The sequence below is a fragment of the Kitasatospora sp. NPDC059146 genome (assembly GCF_042786665.1).
In the GTDB taxonomy this organism is placed as follows: domain Bacteria; phylum Actinomycetota; class Actinomycetes; order Streptomycetales; family Streptomycetaceae; genus Kitasatospora.
The window spans coordinates 1-16418 of the sequence record NZ_JBHZCY010000119.1 but is presented as its reverse complement, the minus strand read 5'-3'; the positions used below and the strand labels follow the sequence as shown (position 1 = coordinate 16418).

The following is a 16418-nucleotide window of genomic DNA, read 5'->3' as shown; positions in this document are numbered from 1 at the left end:
GGACCACAATGCGAGCAACCCCACCAGCTACCCGAACCGGTGTCAACGTCACCGACGGCTATGCCGAGTTTGCACCGGAATATCCCGTTGGCCTGACCCTCCGTCACCCCCCTGGTCGCCTCTTGAGCCACCGGGCGAACCACCAGGCGCACTCGTGTCGCACAGCGTCGCCGCGCGGTTACCCGGGTAGGACTTGGGAGTCCTGACCAGGCGTTGCCGAGACATCGCAGGAGCCGCGAGTGGCCGCTTACCACGACAGTGACGGAGCCGAAGGACGGAAGGTCCCGGCGCAGGACGCGCCGCCGCCGCCCGCCGAACTGGTCGCGCTGGCACGGGCGTACGGGGTGGACACCCGGTACCCGGGGGCCGGGGGGCAGACGGTGGGGGCGCGGACGCTGGTGGCGGTGCTGGGGGCGCTGGGGGTGGCGGCCGGGTCGCCGGAGGAGGTGCGGGAGGCGCTGGAGCGCCACCGGGCCGAGCAGCGGGAGCGGTTGCTGCCGCCGTGCATCGTGGTCCGGCAGGGCCGCCGCACCGCGCTGGACGTACCGGCGGACGTCCGGCTGTACGTGGAGCTGGAGGGCGGCGGCAGTTGGGAGTTGCCGCGCGGCCACTCGCACTGGCTGCCCGCCGACCTCCCGCTCGGCCGGCACACCCTCACCGCGGCGAGCGGCGAGAAGCGGCAGCAGGCGCCGCTCGTCGTCGCCCCGCAGCAGCTGCCCCGACTCCCCGGCCGCAGCTGGGGGTTCCTCGCCCAGCTGTACTCCGTGCTGTCCGACCGCTCCTGGGGCATGGGCGACCTGGGGGACCTCGCCGAACTCGCCGGGTGGGCGGGCGCCGCCCTCGGCGCGGGCTTCGTGCAGATCAACCCGCTGCACCAGGCCCTGCCCGCCACCCCCGGCACCCCCTCCGACCCCTCCCCGTACCGCCCCTCCTCCCGCCGCTTCGCCGACCCCGTGCACCTGCGGGTCGAGGCCGTCCCCGAGTACGGCCACCTGACGCCGGCCCAGCGGACGGCCACCGACGACCTCGCCCGCCGCGCGGCCCGGCTGCGCGAGGAGGTCCTCACCCACGACGGCCTGGTCGACCGGGACGCCGTCTGGGCGCTCAAGCGCGAGGCGCTGGAACTCCTCCACGAAGTCCCGCGCGGTCCCGGCCGCCAGGCCGGTTACGAGGCGTACCAGCGCCGCGAGGGGGAGTGGCTGCGCCGCCACGCGCTCTGGAACGCGATCGCCGAGGTGCACGGCGCCGACTGGCACCACTGGCCGAAGGGCCTGCGTCACCCGAACGGCCCACAGATCGAGCAGGCGGCCAAGGAACTCCAGGACGCGGTCGAGTTCCACCGCTGGCTCGCCTGGCAGGTCGACCAGCAGCTCGCCGCCGCCCAGCGCGCCGCCCGGGACGCGGGCATGCCGGTCGGCCTGGTCCACGACCTCGCCGTCGGCGTCCACCCGGACGGCGCCGACGCCTGGGCGCTCCAGGACGTGCTGGCCGGCGGTATCTCGACCGGCGCCCCGCCGGACGCCTTCAACGCCCACGGCCAGGACTGGGGCCTGCCGCCCTGGCGCCCGGACGCCCTGGCGAAGGCCGGCTACGCCCCGTACGCGGAACTCCTGCGCGCAGCGGCGAGGCACGCCGGAGCGCTCCGCATCGACCACGTGATGGGCCTGTTCCGCCTCTGGTGGGTGCCCGAGGGCCATCCCCCCACCGAGGGCGCCTACGTCCGCTACGACGCCGAGGCGATGCTCGGCGTGCTGGCCCTGGAGGCCCACCGGGCCGGTACCGCCGTGATCGGCGAGGACCTGGGCACGGTCGAGCCGGGGGTGCGGGAGGAGCTGGCGGACCGGGGCATCCTCGGCACCTCCGTCCTCTGGTTCGAACGGGACTGGCAGTCCGACGGCGGCATCCTGCCCCCCGACCGCTGGCGCCCCGGCTGCCTGGCCACCCTCACCACCCACGACCTGCCGAGCACCGCCGCCCGCCTCTCCGGCGAGCACGTCGAGCTGCGCCACCGCCTGGGCCTGCTGGCCCGCCCGCTCGCGGAGGAGCAGCAGGAGGCCGCCGACGAACTGGCGGCCTGGCGGGCCGAACTGACCGCCCTCGGCCTGCTCGCGCCCGACGAGCCGCTCTCCATGCCCGCCCTGTACCGCTTCCTGGACCGGACCCCGGCCGAGCTGGTGGGCGTCTGGCTGCCGGACCTGGTCGGCGATCCGCGCCCGCAGAACCTGCCGGGCACCTGGGACCAGTACCCGAACTGGCGCCTGCCGATCGCCGACGGCACGGGCGCCCCGGTCACCCTGGAACGCCTCGCCGCCGCCCCCACCGCCCGCCTGCTCGGCCGGCTCCTCACAGCCGGCGACACACCCCCCGACCCCCGGACCTGGTAGGCCGGAACCCGCAAGCGGAACCCCCAGCACCACCCCGACGCGCGCCCTCCCGTAAGCGGCGGGTAAGTTGGAATCGTGGACAAGAGGAACGCTTTGCGAGCCGGCGCGGTCTCCGCAACGGTCACGCTGATGATGCTGCTGTCGTCGCCCGCCATGGCCCTCACCAGGGACGACGGCGACGACCCGGGTGCCGGCCTGAGCGTCGGCCAGACCATCGGCCTGTACGTGCTGATCCCGCTCGCCGCGTTCGTCGTCATCGCGGCCCTCGCGGGTCTGCCCTACGGCAAGAAGAAGAAGTAACCGCGAGAAACCCGCGAGAAGCCGCCGCGTCCACCGAGGACGCGCGGCAGGCGTTGGGCAACACGGTCCACCAGGACCCGCAGGAACCCCGAAGGGGCGCCGGACGATCCGTCCGGCGCCCCTTCGGGCCTTCAACGGCAGGTCACCAGCCGGCTCAGCGAGCCCCGGCCGCCTTGTCGACCACCTGGGCCTTGAGCGCGCGCTCGATCCCGGCCCGCGACTCGACGACCTGACGGCGCAGCGCCGGCGCCGGCTCGGCCGAGGCCAGCCAGGCGTCCGTGGCGGCGAGCGTCTCCTCCGTCACCTGGAACGCCGGGTACAGGCCGACGATGATCTGCTGCGAGATCTCGTGGCTTCGGGTCTCCCAGATGTCCTTCACCGCGGCGAAGTACTTCTCCGCGTACGGCGCCAGCAGCTCCCGCTGGTCCGACTGCTGGAAGCCCGCGATCACGGCCTCCTGCACGTAGTTGGTGAGGGTGTCCGACTCCACCACCGAGGCCCAGGCCGCGGCCTTGGCCTCCGCGGTCGGGCGGGCGGAGCGGCAGCTGGCCGCGTGCTCCTGGCCGGCCGCGGTGTTGTCCCGCTCCAGCTCCGCGACGATCGCGGCCTCGTCGGCCCGGCCGGTGGCGGAGAGCCGGGCGAGCAGCGCCCAGCGCAGCTCGGTGTCCACGGCGAGGCCCTTGAGCTCGACCGAGCCGTCCAGCAGCCCGGCCAGCAGGTCGAGCTGGGCGTCCGTGCGGGCGACCGAGGCGAAGGTGCGGGCCCAGGCCAGCTGGTGGTCGCTGCCGGCCTCGGCGGTGCGCAGGTGCTCCTCGGCGGCGGCGGCCCAGCGGAGCAGGCCCTGCTCGCTCCAGTCCGGGTCGGTGTAGGCGTCCAGGGCCAGCTTGACCTGGCGCTGCACGGACTGCACGACGCCGATGTCGCTCTCCCGGCCGATGCCGGAGAGCGCCAGCGACAGGTAGTCGCGGGCGGCCAGTTCGCCGTCGCGGGTCATGTCCCAGGCGGAGGCCCAGCACAGCGCGCGCGGCAGCGACTCGGTGAAGCCGCCGAGGTGCTCGGTGACGACGGCCATCGAGTCCTCGTCCAGCCGGATCTTGGCGTACGACAGGTCGTCGTCGTTCAGCAGCACGACGGCCGGGCGGTGGCGGCCGACCAGCTCCGGCACCTCGGTGCGCGGGCCGTCGACGTCCAGCTCGATCCGGTCCGTCCGCACCAGCGAACCGTCGACCAGCTCGTAGAACCCGATCGCGATGCGGTGCGGCCGCAGCACGGCCTCGCCCTTGGCACCGGCCGGCAGCGCGGGGGCCTCCTGCAGCACGGCGAAGGACTCGATCTCGCCGTCCGTGTTCAGCACCACCGACGGCCGCAGCACGTTGATGCCGGCCGTCTCCAGCCAGGACTTGGACCACGCCTTGAGGTCGCGTCCGCTGGCCTCCTCCAGGGCGCCGAGCAGGTCGCTGAGCCGGGTGTTGCCCCAGGCGTGGCGCTTGAAGTAGGCGCGCACGCCCTCGAAGAAGGCGTCCTGGCCGACGTACGCCACCAGCTGCTTGAGCACCGAGGCGCCCTTGGCGTAGGTGATGCCGTCGAAGTTGACCTGGACGTCCTCCAGGTCGTTGATCTCCGCCATGATCGGGTGGGTGGACGGCAGCTGGTCCTGCCGGTAGGCCCAGGTCTTCATCTGGTTGGCGAAGGTGGTCCAGGAGTGCGGCCACTTGGAGCTCGGGGCCTCGGCCTGGCAGACGGCCTCGGCGAAGGTCGCGAAGGACTCGTTGAGCCAGAGGTCGTTCCACCACTCCATGGTGACGAGGTCGCCGAACCACATGTGGGCGAGCTCGTGCAGGATCGTCGCGGCGCGCGCCTCGTACGCGGCGTCGGTGACCTTGGAGCGGAACACGTACTGGTCGCGCAGAGTGACGGCGCCCGCGTTCTCCATCGCGCCGGCGTTGAACTCCGGGACGAAGAGCTGGTCGTACTTGGGGAACGGGTACGGGAAGTCGAACTTCGCCTGGAAGTAGTCGAAGCCCTGCTTGGTGACCTCGAAGATCGCCTCGGCGTCGAGGAACTCGCGCAGCGAGGGGCGGCAGTACACGGCCAGCGGCACGCGCTGCTCGCCGTTCTCGTAGGTGTCGAAGACCCCGACGTACGGGCCGGCCACGAGCGCGGTGATGTAGCTGGAGATCCGGCCGGTGGGCTCGAACTCCCAGACCTGGGTGGGGCCTTCGCCGACCGGCTCGGGGGTGGGCGAGTTGGACACCACGACCCAGCCGGTGGGGGCCGTCACGGTGAACCTGAACGTGGCCTTGAGGTCGGGCTGTTCGAAGTTCGCGTAGACCCGGCGGGCGTCCGGCACCTCGAACTGGGTGTACAGGTAGGTCTCGCCGTCGACCGGGTCGACGAACCGGTGCAGGCCCTCGCCGGTGTTGCTGTAGGCGCAGTTCGCGACGACCCGCAGCTCGTTCTCCGCCGCCAGGCCGGGCAGCGGGATGCGGCTGTCGGCGAAGCTCGCCGGGTCGAGCGACGTGCCGTTGAGGGTGATCTCCTCGACGCCGGGGGCGACGAGGTCGATGAAGCTGTCGGCGCCGGGGGTCGTGGCGGAGAACCGGACCACGGTCGTGGACCGGAAGGTACCGCCCTCGCGGGCCGAGCCGAGGTCGAGCTCGATGTCGTACGCGTCCACCCGGATGAGGTCGGCCCGGGTACGGGCCTCGTCGCGGGTCAGGTTGGTGCCGGGCACTCGCTGCACTCCTTCGTCAGGCTGATGGACCGAATCCTCGCATGCCCGACGAGCGGCCCGGCCGGAAAATCCCGACCGGAGAACCCGGCCGGAAACCCGCCCGGAAATCCCGCCCCGAGAACCCGGCCCGAGAACCGGCCGGAGAACGGGGGCGGGGCGGGCCCGGGCCCACCGGCCCCGACCCGCCCCGTCCTCACTGCCCTCACCGACCGGAGTGCGTCACTTCCGCCACTTGGTCAGCGGACCGTCGGTGTTGGTGTACCGGCGGAACGCGTAGACCGCGTTGCCGTCGTCCGAGACGTAGTACACCGAGGTGCTCATGCTGATGTCGAACTTCCCGTTCGCGTTCGCGACGGTGCCGATGTCGGTCATCGAGCCGTCGGTCGGCGAGAGCGTCACCAGCCGGGACGGCTTGTCGTAGCCCTGCGAGACCAGGGCGCGGACCTTGCCGTCCTTGTCGGTGCCGGTGACCAGGCGGATGTCGCTGCCGCTGGCCGAACCGGGGCTGGCCGCCCACAGGCGCTTGCCGGTGTTCAGGTCGTAGGCGTTGATGGCCGGCTTGGTCGGGTTGACCTGGACGTACAGGGTGCTGCCGCTCACCACGTTGCGGGTGAAGGCGGTGTCCTGGCCGGACAGGCGCAGGCTGTCCGAGCCGGCCTCCTTGACGGACATCTGGTTGCCCGGCTTGTTGTCCTTGTCGAACGGCAGGATGTAGTCGCCGTTCGGGCCGTTGGTGATCACCAGGACCAGCGGCTTGTCCTGGACGACCGAGTCGACCTGCTCGATCGTGCCGGTCAGGGTGATCGGGCTGCTCGCCGCCTTGCCGGAGTCGGCGTTCACGATGACCAGCTGCGACTTCGGGCCGCTGGTCATGTAGCAGCGGTCGCTGATGGCGATCTGGCTGCCGGCCGCGCGGGCCCGCATGGTGCAGTCCTTGTCGCGGGGCTGGTACTGCCAGGCGGGCTGGCCGTTGGAGATGTTCAGCCCGGCCACCGCGTTGCCGCCGACGGCGACCACGTTGTCGGTGACGCTCAGGGTCGGCTGGGACAGCCGGTCGGCGGTGGCCTTGACGGTCCACAGCAGCTTGCCCGAGGTGAGGTCCACGGCGCCGATGGTGGAGCAGTCGTAGTCACCGGTGTTGAAGGCGACGGCGGCGACGTTCTTGGAGTTGGCGGTGTACGAGGCGCTGCACACCTCCTTGCTGCCGGACGGCACCGGGATGTTCCAGGCCTGCTTGCCGTCGACCAGGTTGTAGGCCTTGACCCCGTCGCTGTCGACGCGGACGGCGTACTTGTCGGTGCCCCAGATGCCCAGCAGCTGGTTGGTGGCATCGGTGTTGGAGGGCGTCGGGGCGTTCCAGGCGACGTTGAACGTGGCCTTGGTGCCGTCCGGCGCGGGCGCCGGAGCGACGGTGTTCCCGCCGTTGTCGCCGCCGACGGTGCTGGTGCCGCCCGAGTTCGCCACCGGGCCGGGGCCCGGGTCCGGCTTGGGGCTGGGCTTGAGCAGCACGACCAGCCCGATCACGATGGCGATCGCCAGCACACCGCCGATGATCCCGCCCCAGAGCATCACGGGGTTGCGCTGCTTCGGGGCCGCCGGCACCGGCGCACCGGGGTAGTAGCCCGGCTGCTGCTGGTAGTTGTACCCGCCGCCGTAGCCCTGCCCCGCGTCCGCCCCGGGGTAGCCCCCGCCGGGCGCCGGGTCGTACGGGCCGATCGGCGCACCCGCCGGAGGCTGGGCCGGCATCCCGGCGGCCGTCGGCGCGTACGCGGCGTAGTCGGCCCCACCCGCCGGGGGCTGGACCGGGGGCGCCGGGGGTGCCGGGGGCATCGGAGGCTGGGCCGGCGGCCCGCCCTGCCCCGGAACCGCCGAGCCGTCGAGCTGGGTCATCTGGTCCGCGACGGCGGCAGGATCCACACCGCCCGCCGGCCGCCCGAACGAAACGCCCCGATTGCCCTGCGGGCCGCTGCCGGATGCATCGCCTGCACCCGGCGTAGGGTGATCCCCTGCCATCTGATTCCCCGTCATGTCTGGATGCGTCCCCCTGCCGGTACCGACCGCGGCCCGGTGGGACGGGTGAGATTGGGCACCATGCTAGTGGCGGCCGGTTTTCGCCCGCTCCCAGGACCACCCGATCCGGGCCCCGCCTCCCCCCACCGCGCAACACCTTCACCCCCCGGCCACCCCGCCCCCACGCCCGGCCCGCCGCGGGCCCCGCACCCCGGCCCACCGCTAGCCCCGCGCCCCCGCCCGCCGCGGGCCCGCGCAGCGGCCCCACCCGGCGGCCGCCGACCCGTACCCTTCAGGAGTTGAAGGGGACACCCGGCGGAGGGTTCCCCACCCTGGGAGGGTGGATCATGTCGACGGACACACCGGGCTCACAGTCGTCCCTGCACCGGGCGAACCTGGAACGGGTGCTCCGCGCGGTACGGATGGCCGGTTCGCTCACCCAGGCCGAGATCGCCCGCGGCACCGGCCTCTCCGCGGCCACCGTCTCCAACATCGTGCGGGAACTGAAGGAGAGCGGCACCGTCGTGGTCGCCGACACCTCCTCCGGCGGCCGCCGCGCCCGCAGCGTCTCGCTGAGCGGGGACGCGGGCATCGTGGTCGGCATCGACTTCGGCCACACCCACCTGCGGGTGGCCGTCGGCAACCTCGCCCACCGGGTGCTGGCCGAGGAGAGCGCCCCGATCGACGTGGACGTCTCGGCCGCGCAGGGCTTCGACCGCGCCGAGGCGATGGTGGCGCGCCTCCTCGCGCAGGCCGGCTTCCGTCCCGAGAAGGTGATCGGGGTGGGCCTCGGCGTGCCCGGCCCGATCGACGTGGAGACCGGTGCGCTGGGCTCGACCGCGATCCTGCCGGGCTGGACGGGCATCGCCCCGGGCCGGGAGCTGGCGGAGCGGCTCGGCATGCCGGTGCACGTGGACAACGACGCCAACCTGGGCGCGCTGGGCGAGCTGGTCTGGGGGGCCGGCCGCGGCCTGAGCGACCTCGCCTACATCAAGGTCGCCAGCGGGGTCGGCGCCGGCCTGGTGGTCAACGGCCAGATCTACCGGGGGCCGGGCGGCACCGCGGGTGAGATCGGGCACATCACCCTGGACGAGGCGGGCCCGGTCTGCCGCTGCGGCAACCGGGGCTGCCTGGAGACCTTCGTCGGCTCCCGCTACCTGCTGTCGCTGCTCACCTCGACCCTCGGCCCGGACCTCACCCTGCCCCGGGTGGTGGAGCTGGCCCACCAGGGCGACCTGGGCTGCCGCCGGGTGATCGCCGACGCCGGGCGCCAGATCGGTACGGGCGTGGCGACCCTGTGCAACCTGCTCAACCCGCGCCGGGTGATCCTGGGCGGCGACCTCGCCGAGGCCGGTGAGCTGGTGCTGGCCCCGATCCGCGACTCGGTGGCCCGCTACGCGATCCCCAGCGCGGCCCGCCAGCTGTCGGTGGTCCCCGGCACCCTGGGCGGCCGGGCCGAGGTGCTGGGCGCGCTGGCCCTGGTGATGAGCGAGATGGGCGAGTCCGGGGCGCTCGGCCGGCACTGACCGCCTTCCCCCCGTTCACCCGTCCGGCCGCAACCGCCGGAGAACGTCCGTTCGTCAATGAGGATTGACCCGCGCCCCCCGACCGACCTCCGGGAATGGCGGTAACCGGTCGGTGGCACCGGGCGCGCCGCTCGGCGTCCGCGTAGCGGACATTAGACTCGACCGGTCGGTACCGGCCGCGACCACCGGCCTGCCGCCGGACCGGGCGGCGACGCCCGTCGGACCGTCCGTGGTCCGCGAACACTGAACGAGGAGGAACGGGTGGCCCTGCTGACCCGCATTCGGGGACCGCGCGATCTCGACCGGCTCACGCCCGGACAGCTGGCCGCACTGGCCCAGGAGGTCCGGACCTTCCTGGTGACCGAGGTCTCCAAGACGGGCGGCCACCTCGGACCCAACCTCGGGGTGGTGGAGCTGACCATCGCCCTGCACCGGGTCTTCGACTCCCCGCGCGACCGCATCCTCTTCGACACCGGCCACCAGAGCTACGTCCACAAGCTGCTCACCGGCCGCCAGGACTTCTCCCGGTTGAAGATGAGCGGCGGCCTGTCCGGCTACCCCTCGCGCGCCGAGTCCGAGCACGACGTGATCGAGAACTCGCACGCCTCCACGGTCCTCTCGTACGCGGACGGCCTGGCCAAGGCCAACAAGATCCAGGGCAAGGCGGACCCGGTCGTCGCCGTGATCGGTGACGGCGCGCTCACCGGCGGCATGGCCTGGGAGGCGCTGAACAACATCGCCGACGCCAAGGACCTGCCGGTCGTCATCGTCGTCAACGACAACGAGCGCTCCTACTCGCCGACCATCGGCGGCCTCGCCAACCACCTCGCCACCCTGCGCACCACCCAGGGCTACGAGCGCTTCCTGTCCTGGGGCAAGGACGCCCTGCAGCGCACCCCGGTGGTCGGCCAGCAGCTGTTCGAGACGCTGCACGGCGCCAAGAAGGGCCTCAAGGACTTCATCGCCCCGCAGGGCATGTTCGAGGACCTCGGCCTCAAGTACATCGGCCCGATCGACGGCCACGACCTGACCGCCCTGGAGTCGGCGCTGACCAAGGCGCGCGGCTTCGGCGGCCCGGTGATCGTGCACTGCCTCACCGAGAAGGGCCGCGGCTACCACGCCGCCGAGAACAACGACGAGGACCGCTTCCACGCCGTCGGCGTGATCCACCCGGACACCGGCCTGCCGGTCAAGAACTCGGGCAAGGACTGGACCTCGGTCTTCGGCGAGGAGATGGTCGCGCTCGGCCGCGAGCGCGAGGACATCGTGGCGATCACCGCCGCGATGCTCCACCCGGTCGGCCTGGCACCGTTCGCCAAGGAGTTCCCGGACCGCATCTTCGACGTCGGCATCGCCGAGCAGCACGCCGTCACCAGCGCCGCCGGCCTGGCCACCAACGGGCTGCACCCGGTCTTCGCGGTCTACGCGACCTTCCTGAACCGCGCCTTCGACCAGGTCCTGATGGACGTCGCGCTGCACAAGCTGGGCGTCACCTTCGTACTGGACCGGGCCGGCGTCACCGGCACGGACGGCGCCTCGCACAACGGCATGTGGGACATGTCGATCCTCCAGGTCGTCCCGGGCCTGCGGCTGGCCGCCCCGCGCGACGCCGACCAGGTCCGCGCCCAGCTGCGCGAGGCCGTCCAGGTCGAGGACGCCCCGACGGTGGTGCGCTACTCCAAGGGCTCGGTCGGTCCGGCCGTCGCCGCGGTCGGCCGGGTCGGCGGCATGGACGTGCTGCGCGCCGCCGGGGAGCCCTCCGGCGCCCACCGCGCGGACGTGCTGATCGTCTCGGTCGGCGCGATGGCCCCGACCAGCCTGGAGGTGGCCGACCTGCTGGCCGCCCGGGGCGTCACCGCCACCGTGATGGACCCGCGCTGGGTCAAGCCGGTGGACGAGGCCCTGCCGGGCCTGGCCGCCGAGCACCGGGTGGTCGTCACGATCGAGGACAACGGCCGGGTGGGCGGCGTCGGCGCGGCCGTCGCGCAGGCACTGCGGGACGCGGACGTGGACGTACCGGTGCGCGACTTCGGCATCCCGCAGGAGTTCCTGGACCACGCCAGCCGGAACGAGATCCTGGCCGAGATCGGCCTGACCGCCCCCGCCATCGCCGAGAAGGTGGGCGCCCTGGTCGCCAAGCTGGACGCGGCGCCGGTCGAGGCCTGAACCGCCCCCGGTGGAACGGGCCGGCCACCTGCCGCCCGTTCCGCCGACGCCCGATTGTCGTCTCTGCGTAACAGTTCGTCGCGGGACGAGCTGACAATCGCACTGAATGGCGGGACCGGCGCTCTCCGCGCCGTTCCCGCCCGGTAGGTTGTCAACCGTGCCCACCCCCACCCGCCCCCGCCTCGACGGACTGGTCGACCGCCTGCCCGCGCGCGCCCGTACCCACATCCGACAGGGGTACTGGACGAGGCTGGTGCCGCTGCTCACCCTGGTCGCGGTGGCCACCCACATCCCGTCCTTCGCCCGGCCCGTCTGGAGTCCGGACGAAGGCTTCCTGGCCACCCAGGCCCGGATGCTCGCGGACGGCGGGGTGCTCTACGACACCGTGGTGGACCGCAAGCCGCCGCTGCTGCCCTGGCTCTACCAGGCCTGCTTCGCCGTCTTCGGCTCCGCCTCGCTGTGGCCGCTGCGCACCCTCGCGGTGGCGGCCCACCTGGTCACCGCGATCCTGCTGGCCTCGATCGCCCGCGGCCGCTGGGGCAACCGGGCCGGGGCCGGCGCCGGACTGCTCTACCTGCTGGTCTCCATCGGGCTCTCCCCGGAGGACACCCAGGCGGCGACCTTCGAGGTCTTCATGCTGCCCGCGATGGTGGCCGCCTTCCGGTACGCCGAGCGCCGCCGCTGGCTGGCCGCGGGCATCGCGGTCGCGCTCTGCTCGCTGACCAAGCAGACCGGCGGCGCGGTGCTGCTGCCGGTGCTCTGGATGCTCCTCCAGGACGCCCGCCGACGCGGGGTGCGCTGGCCGCCCGCCCTGTTCAAGATCGGGTTCGGCTTCGCGGTGCCGATAGCGCTGGTGGCGGTCATCCTCACCAAGCCCAAGGGCTTCCTCTTCTGGGTGGTCACCGGCAGCGGCGACTACGCCTCCTTCGGCGGCGCCTGGCTGCAGATGCTCGGCCGGGCCTTCGGCAACCTCGGCATCCTGGCCGCGGCGGGCCTCGGCTTCCTGTTCCCGGTCGGCCGCCGGCTCTGGTTCAAGTACCGCCACCGCCCGCTGCCGGTGGCCGGCGAGGAGCACGGCTCGACCACCGACCTGTGGGTCTGGCTGCTCTCCTCGGCCGTCGCGGTCAGCGTGGGCTTCCACTTCTTCGGCCACTACTACCTCCAGCTGATGCCCCCGCTGGTGCTGCTGGGCACCGGGGCGGTCGCCACCTCGGCGATCCGCTGGAAGCCCGTCCTGGTGTACACCACGGTCGCCGCCACGGTCTTCTGGGGCCTGGCGCTGGCCTGGCCGGGGGAGCAGATGAGCCGCAACACCGAGGTCGCCACCGCGGTCGCCGCCCAGACCACCCCCAAGGACACCGTGCTGGTCTGGGGCATGCACCCCGAGCTGTACTGGCTGGCCGACCGCAAGCCCGCGAGCCGCTACCTGACCGCCGGCTTCCTCACCAACTACAGCGGCGGCAAGGACGGCAGCGGCAACGTCGGCGAGCAGTTCAGCGTCAACAACGCCTGGCAGACCTTCGACAAGGAACTCGCCAACGGCCTGCCCGAGGTCTTCGTGGACGACTCCGGCGTCGCCCCGTACCAGCCGGTGCTGGTCCCGCGGATCGAGAACCTGCTGGACACCCACTACGAGATGATCGGCGTCATCGGCGACACCGTCGTCTACCGCCTCAAGCACTGAGGCACCGCTCGAGCACCGAGGTACCGCCTCGAGTACCGAGGCCCGGCACCGCGTACGCGAGAGCCCCCGGCGACCAGGTCGCCGGGGGCTCCGCTCGTACCGCTACGCCTTACGCGGGCACCGAGGCCACGCCGGGGGCGAGGAACTTCTTGCCGGTCACCCGCTCCGAGACGCCCTCACGGTCCAGGTACGGGGTGATCCCGCCCAGGTGGAAGGGCCAGCCGGCGCCGGTGATCATGCAGAGGTCGATGTCCTGGGCCTCGCCGACGACACCCTCCTCCAGCATCAGGCCGATCTCCTGGGCCACGGCCTCCAGGGAGCGGTTCAGGACCTGCTCCTCGGTGAGCACCGAGTCGCCGAAGCTCAGCAGCTCCAGCACCTCGGGGTCGAGGACCTGCTTGCCGTCCACCCAGGTGTAGAAGCCGCGCTTGCCGGCCTTGACCACCTTGCCGAGGTTCTCGGAGACGGTGAACCGCTCCGGGAAGGCGCCGGCCAGGGTCTCCGAGACGTGCAGGGCGATGGCCGGGCCGACCAGCTCCAGCAGCACGATCGGGGACATCGGCAGGCCGAGCGGCTCGACGGCCTTCTCGACGCTGGCGATCGGGGTGCCCTCGTCGATGATGTTCTGGATCTCGCCCATGAAGCGGGTCAGGATCCGGTTCACCACGAACGCTGGGGCGTCCTTGCACAGCACCGAGGTCTTCTTGAGCTTCTTCGACACGGCGAAGGCGGTGGCCAGCGACGCGTCGTCGGTCTGCTCGCCGCGGACGATCTCCAGCAGCGGCAGGATCGCGACCGGGTTGAAGAAGTGGAAGCCGACGACCCGCTCGGGGTGCTGGAGCTTCGAGGCCATCTCGGTGACCGACAGCGAGGAGGTGTTGGTCGCCAGCACGCAGGTCGGCGAGACCACGGCCTCCAGGTCCGCGAAGACGGTCTGCTTGACGCCCATCTCCTCGAACACGGCCTCGATGACGAAGTCCGCGTCGCCGAAGGCCACGGCCTTGTCCAGCGAGCCGCTGACCAGGCCCTTGAGGCGGTTGGCCTTGTCCTGGCCGATCCGGCCCTTGCCGAGCAGCTTGTCGATCTCGGCGTGGACGTAGCCGACGCCCTTGTCGATGCGCTCCTGGTCGATGTCGGTGAGGACCACCGGCACCTCCAGACGGCGGGCGAACAGCAGCGCCAGCTGCGAGGCCATCAGGCCGGCGCCGACGATGCCGACCTTGGAGACCGGGCGGGCCAGCGACTTGTCCGGCGCACCGAACGGGCGCTTGGCCCGGCGCTGCACCAGGTTGAAGGCGTAGATGCCGCTGCGCAGCTCGCCGCTCATGATGAGGTCGGCCAGGGCCGCGTCCTCGGCGTCGAAGCCGGCCTGGAGGCTGGCCTTGTCGGCGAGGTCGGCGTCCTTGACGGCGGCGATGATGTCCAGCGCCTTGTACGCGGCCGGAGCGGCCCCGTGCACCTTGGCGTCGGCGACCATGCGGCCCCAGAGGACGGCGTCGTCCCAGGCCTTGCCGCGGTCGATCGCCTCGCGCTCGACGACCAGGTCGCCCTTGAGGACCTGGGCGGCCCACAGCAGCGACTGCTCCAGGAAGTCGGCCGGCTCGAAGATCGCGTCGGCGATCCCCAGCTCGAACACGTCCTTGCCCTTGAGCTGCTTGTTCTGGTTCATCGAGTTCTCGATGATGACCTTGACGGCCTTACCGGCACCGATCAGGTTCGGCAGGATGGTGCAGCCGCCCCAGCCGGGGACGAGGCCGAGGAAGACCTCGGGCAGCGAGAAGGCCGGAACGCCCGCGGACACCGTGCGGTAGTCGCAGTGCAGGCCGACCTCGACGCCGCCGCCCATGGCCGCGCCGTTGTAGAAGGCGAAGGTCGGGACGGGCAGCGCGGCGATCCGCTTGAAGACCTCGTGGCCGCCCTTGCCGATGGCCAGCGCGTCGGCGTGCTGCTTGAGCAGCTCGACGCCCTTGAGGTCGGCGCCGACGGCGAAGATGAACGGCTTGCCGGTGATCGCGGCGCCGACGATCCTGCCCTCGGCGGCCTCGGCCTCGACCTGGTCCAGCGCCTCGGACAGCTTGAGCAGCGAGCCCGGGCCGAAGGTGGTCGGCTTGGTGTGGTCGAAGCCGTTGTCCAGGGTGATCATGGCCAGCTTGCCGGCCTGCAGCGGCAGGTCCAGGTGGCGCACGTGCGCGGTCGTGACGACCTCGCCCGGGAACAGCTCGGCGCCCTGCTGGAGCAGCTCAGTGGTGTTGCTCATGCTCACTTACCACCCTCGAAGTGGGGGTTCTCCCAGATGATGGTGCCGCCCATGCCGAAGCCGATGCACATCGTGGTGAGGCCGTAGCGGACGTCCGGGCGCTGCTCGAAGCGGCGGGCCAGCTGGTTCATCAGGCGCACGCCCGAGGAGGCCAGCGGGTGGCCGAAGGCGATCGCGCCACCGAACGGGTTGACCCGCTCGTCGTCGTCCGCGATGCCGTAGTGGTCCAGGAAGGACAGCACCTGGACGGCGAAGGCCTCGTTGACCTCGAAGGCCTGGATGTCGTCGATGGTCAGACCGGCCTTGGCCAGCGCCTTCTCGGTGGCCGGCACCGGGCCGATGCCCATGACCTCGGGCTCGACGCCCGCGAAGGCGTAGGAGACCAGGCGCATCTTGACCGGGAGGCCGAGCTCCTCGGCGACGTCCTCGGCGGCCAGCAGCGAGGCGGTGGCACCGTCGTTCAGACCGGCCGAGTTGCCCGCGGTGATGTTGCCGTGCGGGCGGAACGGGGTCTTGAGGCCGGCCAGCGACTCCATCGTGGTGCCCGGGCGCATCGGCTCGTCCACGGTGGCCAGGCCCCAGCCGGTCTCGCCGACCTCGGGGTTGGTGTTGCGGATCGTGATCGGCACCAGGTCCGGCTGGATGTCGCCGTTGGCGTACGCCTTGGCGGCCTTCTCCTGGGAGCGCACGGCGTAGGCGTCGCAGCGCTCCTTGGTGATGTGCGGGAAGCGGTCGTGCAGGTTCTCCGCGGTCATGCCCATGAACAGGGCGGACTCGTCGACCAGCTTCTCCGAGACGAAGCGCGGGTTCGGGTCCACGCCCTCGCCCATCGGGTGGCGGCCCATGTGCTCCACGCCACCGGCCACGACCACGTCGTACGCGCCGAAGGCGATGCCGCCCGCGGTGGCGGTCACGGCGGTCAGGGCGCCGGCGCACATGCGGTCGATCGAGTAGCCGGGCACGGACTTCGGCAGGCCGGACAGCAGGGCGGCGGTGCGCCCGATGGTCAGACCCTGGTCGCCGATCTGCGTGGTGGCCGCGATGGCGACCTCGTCGATGCGCTCGACGGGCAGGCTCGGGTTACGGCGCACGAGTTCCCGGATGCACTTGACGACGAGGTCGTCGGCGCGGGTCTCGTGGTAGATGCCCTTCGGGCCGGCCTTGCCGAACGGGGTGCGGACGCCATCGACGAAGACGACGTCCCTCGCGGTACGAGGCACGGGGGCTCTCCTCCCAGGGACCAACATTTCGGGTGTGCAGGCTGCCGCCGGAAGATCCCGAGCGGCGCCGCGTCAGAAGCCATGCTACCGGTCGGTAACCAACCTGCCCAGGCCCCTCGGAGGGTTCTGACCATGTG

Annotated in this window: 9 protein-coding genes; 5 read left to right on the top strand and 4 right to left on the bottom strand. The window is 72.2% G+C overall.

From position 1 onward, the window contains the following. Nucleotides 1–239 precede the first annotated feature (239 nt). Complete coding sequence (malQ, locus tag ACFXPX_RS34580; RefSeq protein ID WP_380644444.1) at nucleotides 240–2384, top strand: 4-alpha-glucanotransferase; 2145 nt, start codon at nucleotides 240–242, stop codon at nucleotides 2382–2384. 75 nt (nucleotides 2385–2459) lie between these two features. Continuing rightward, complete coding sequence (locus ACFXPX_RS34575; protein ID WP_188303613.1) at nucleotides 2460–2684, top strand: hypothetical protein; 225 nt, start codon at nucleotides 2460–2462, stop codon at nucleotides 2682–2684. A 154-nt stretch (nucleotides 2685–2838) separates the two neighbouring features. Here ACFXPX_RS34575 and pepN read toward each other — a convergent pair whose 3' ends face one another. Then, nucleotides 2839–5418, bottom strand: coding sequence for an aminopeptidase N (gene pepN / locus ACFXPX_RS34570; protein ID WP_375888273.1), 2580 nt, complete (start codon nucleotides 5416–5418; stop codon nucleotides 2839–2841). 219 nt (nucleotides 5419–5637) lie between these two features. Beyond that, nucleotides 5638–7248, bottom strand: coding sequence for a PQQ-binding-like beta-propeller repeat protein (locus tag ACFXPX_RS34565; protein WP_380594000.1), 1611 nt, complete (start codon nucleotides 7246–7248; stop codon nucleotides 5638–5640). A gap of 527 nt (nucleotides 7249–7775) precedes the next feature. On the opposite strand from ACFXPX_RS34565, the gene ACFXPX_RS34560 reads away from it, so the two are divergent. The 3 genes from ACFXPX_RS34560 to ACFXPX_RS34550 all read left to right on the top strand — a co-directional run bounded on the left by ACFXPX_RS34560 (nucleotide 7776) and on the right by ACFXPX_RS34550 (nucleotide 12804). Next, nucleotides 7776–8954 carry an ROK family protein gene (locus tag ACFXPX_RS34560; protein WP_380644443.1) on the top strand — a complete coding sequence of 393 codons (1179 nt, stop codon included), beginning with the start codon at nucleotides 7776–7778 and terminating at the stop codon, nucleotides 8952–8954. Between the two features lie 261 nt (nucleotides 8955–9215). Further along, nucleotides 9216–11120: a 1-deoxy-D-xylulose-5-phosphate synthase gene (gene dxs / locus ACFXPX_RS34555; protein ID WP_380644441.1), complete on the top strand. Its 1905-nt coding sequence runs from the start codon at nucleotides 9216–9218 to the stop codon at nucleotides 11118–11120. 157 nt (nucleotides 11121–11277) lie between these two features. Next, a complete protein-coding gene (locus ACFXPX_RS34550) occupies nucleotides 11278–12804 on the top strand; it encodes an ArnT family glycosyltransferase (protein ID WP_375888279.1) in 1527 nt (508 codons plus the stop codon). A gap of 109 nt (nucleotides 12805–12913) precedes the next feature. Here ACFXPX_RS34550 and ACFXPX_RS34545 read toward each other — a convergent pair whose 3' ends face one another. Beyond that, nucleotides 12914–15061, bottom strand: coding sequence for a 3-hydroxyacyl-CoA dehydrogenase NAD-binding domain-containing protein (locus ACFXPX_RS34545; protein WP_380594002.1), 2148 nt, complete (start codon nucleotides 15059–15061; stop codon nucleotides 12914–12916). A gap of 2 nt (nucleotides 15062–15063) precedes the next feature. Then, nucleotides 15064–16281: a thiolase family protein gene (locus tag ACFXPX_RS34540; protein WP_375888284.1), complete on the bottom strand. Its 1218-nt coding sequence runs from the start codon at nucleotides 16279–16281 to the stop codon at nucleotides 15064–15066. Nucleotides 16282–16418 lie beyond the last annotated feature (137 nt).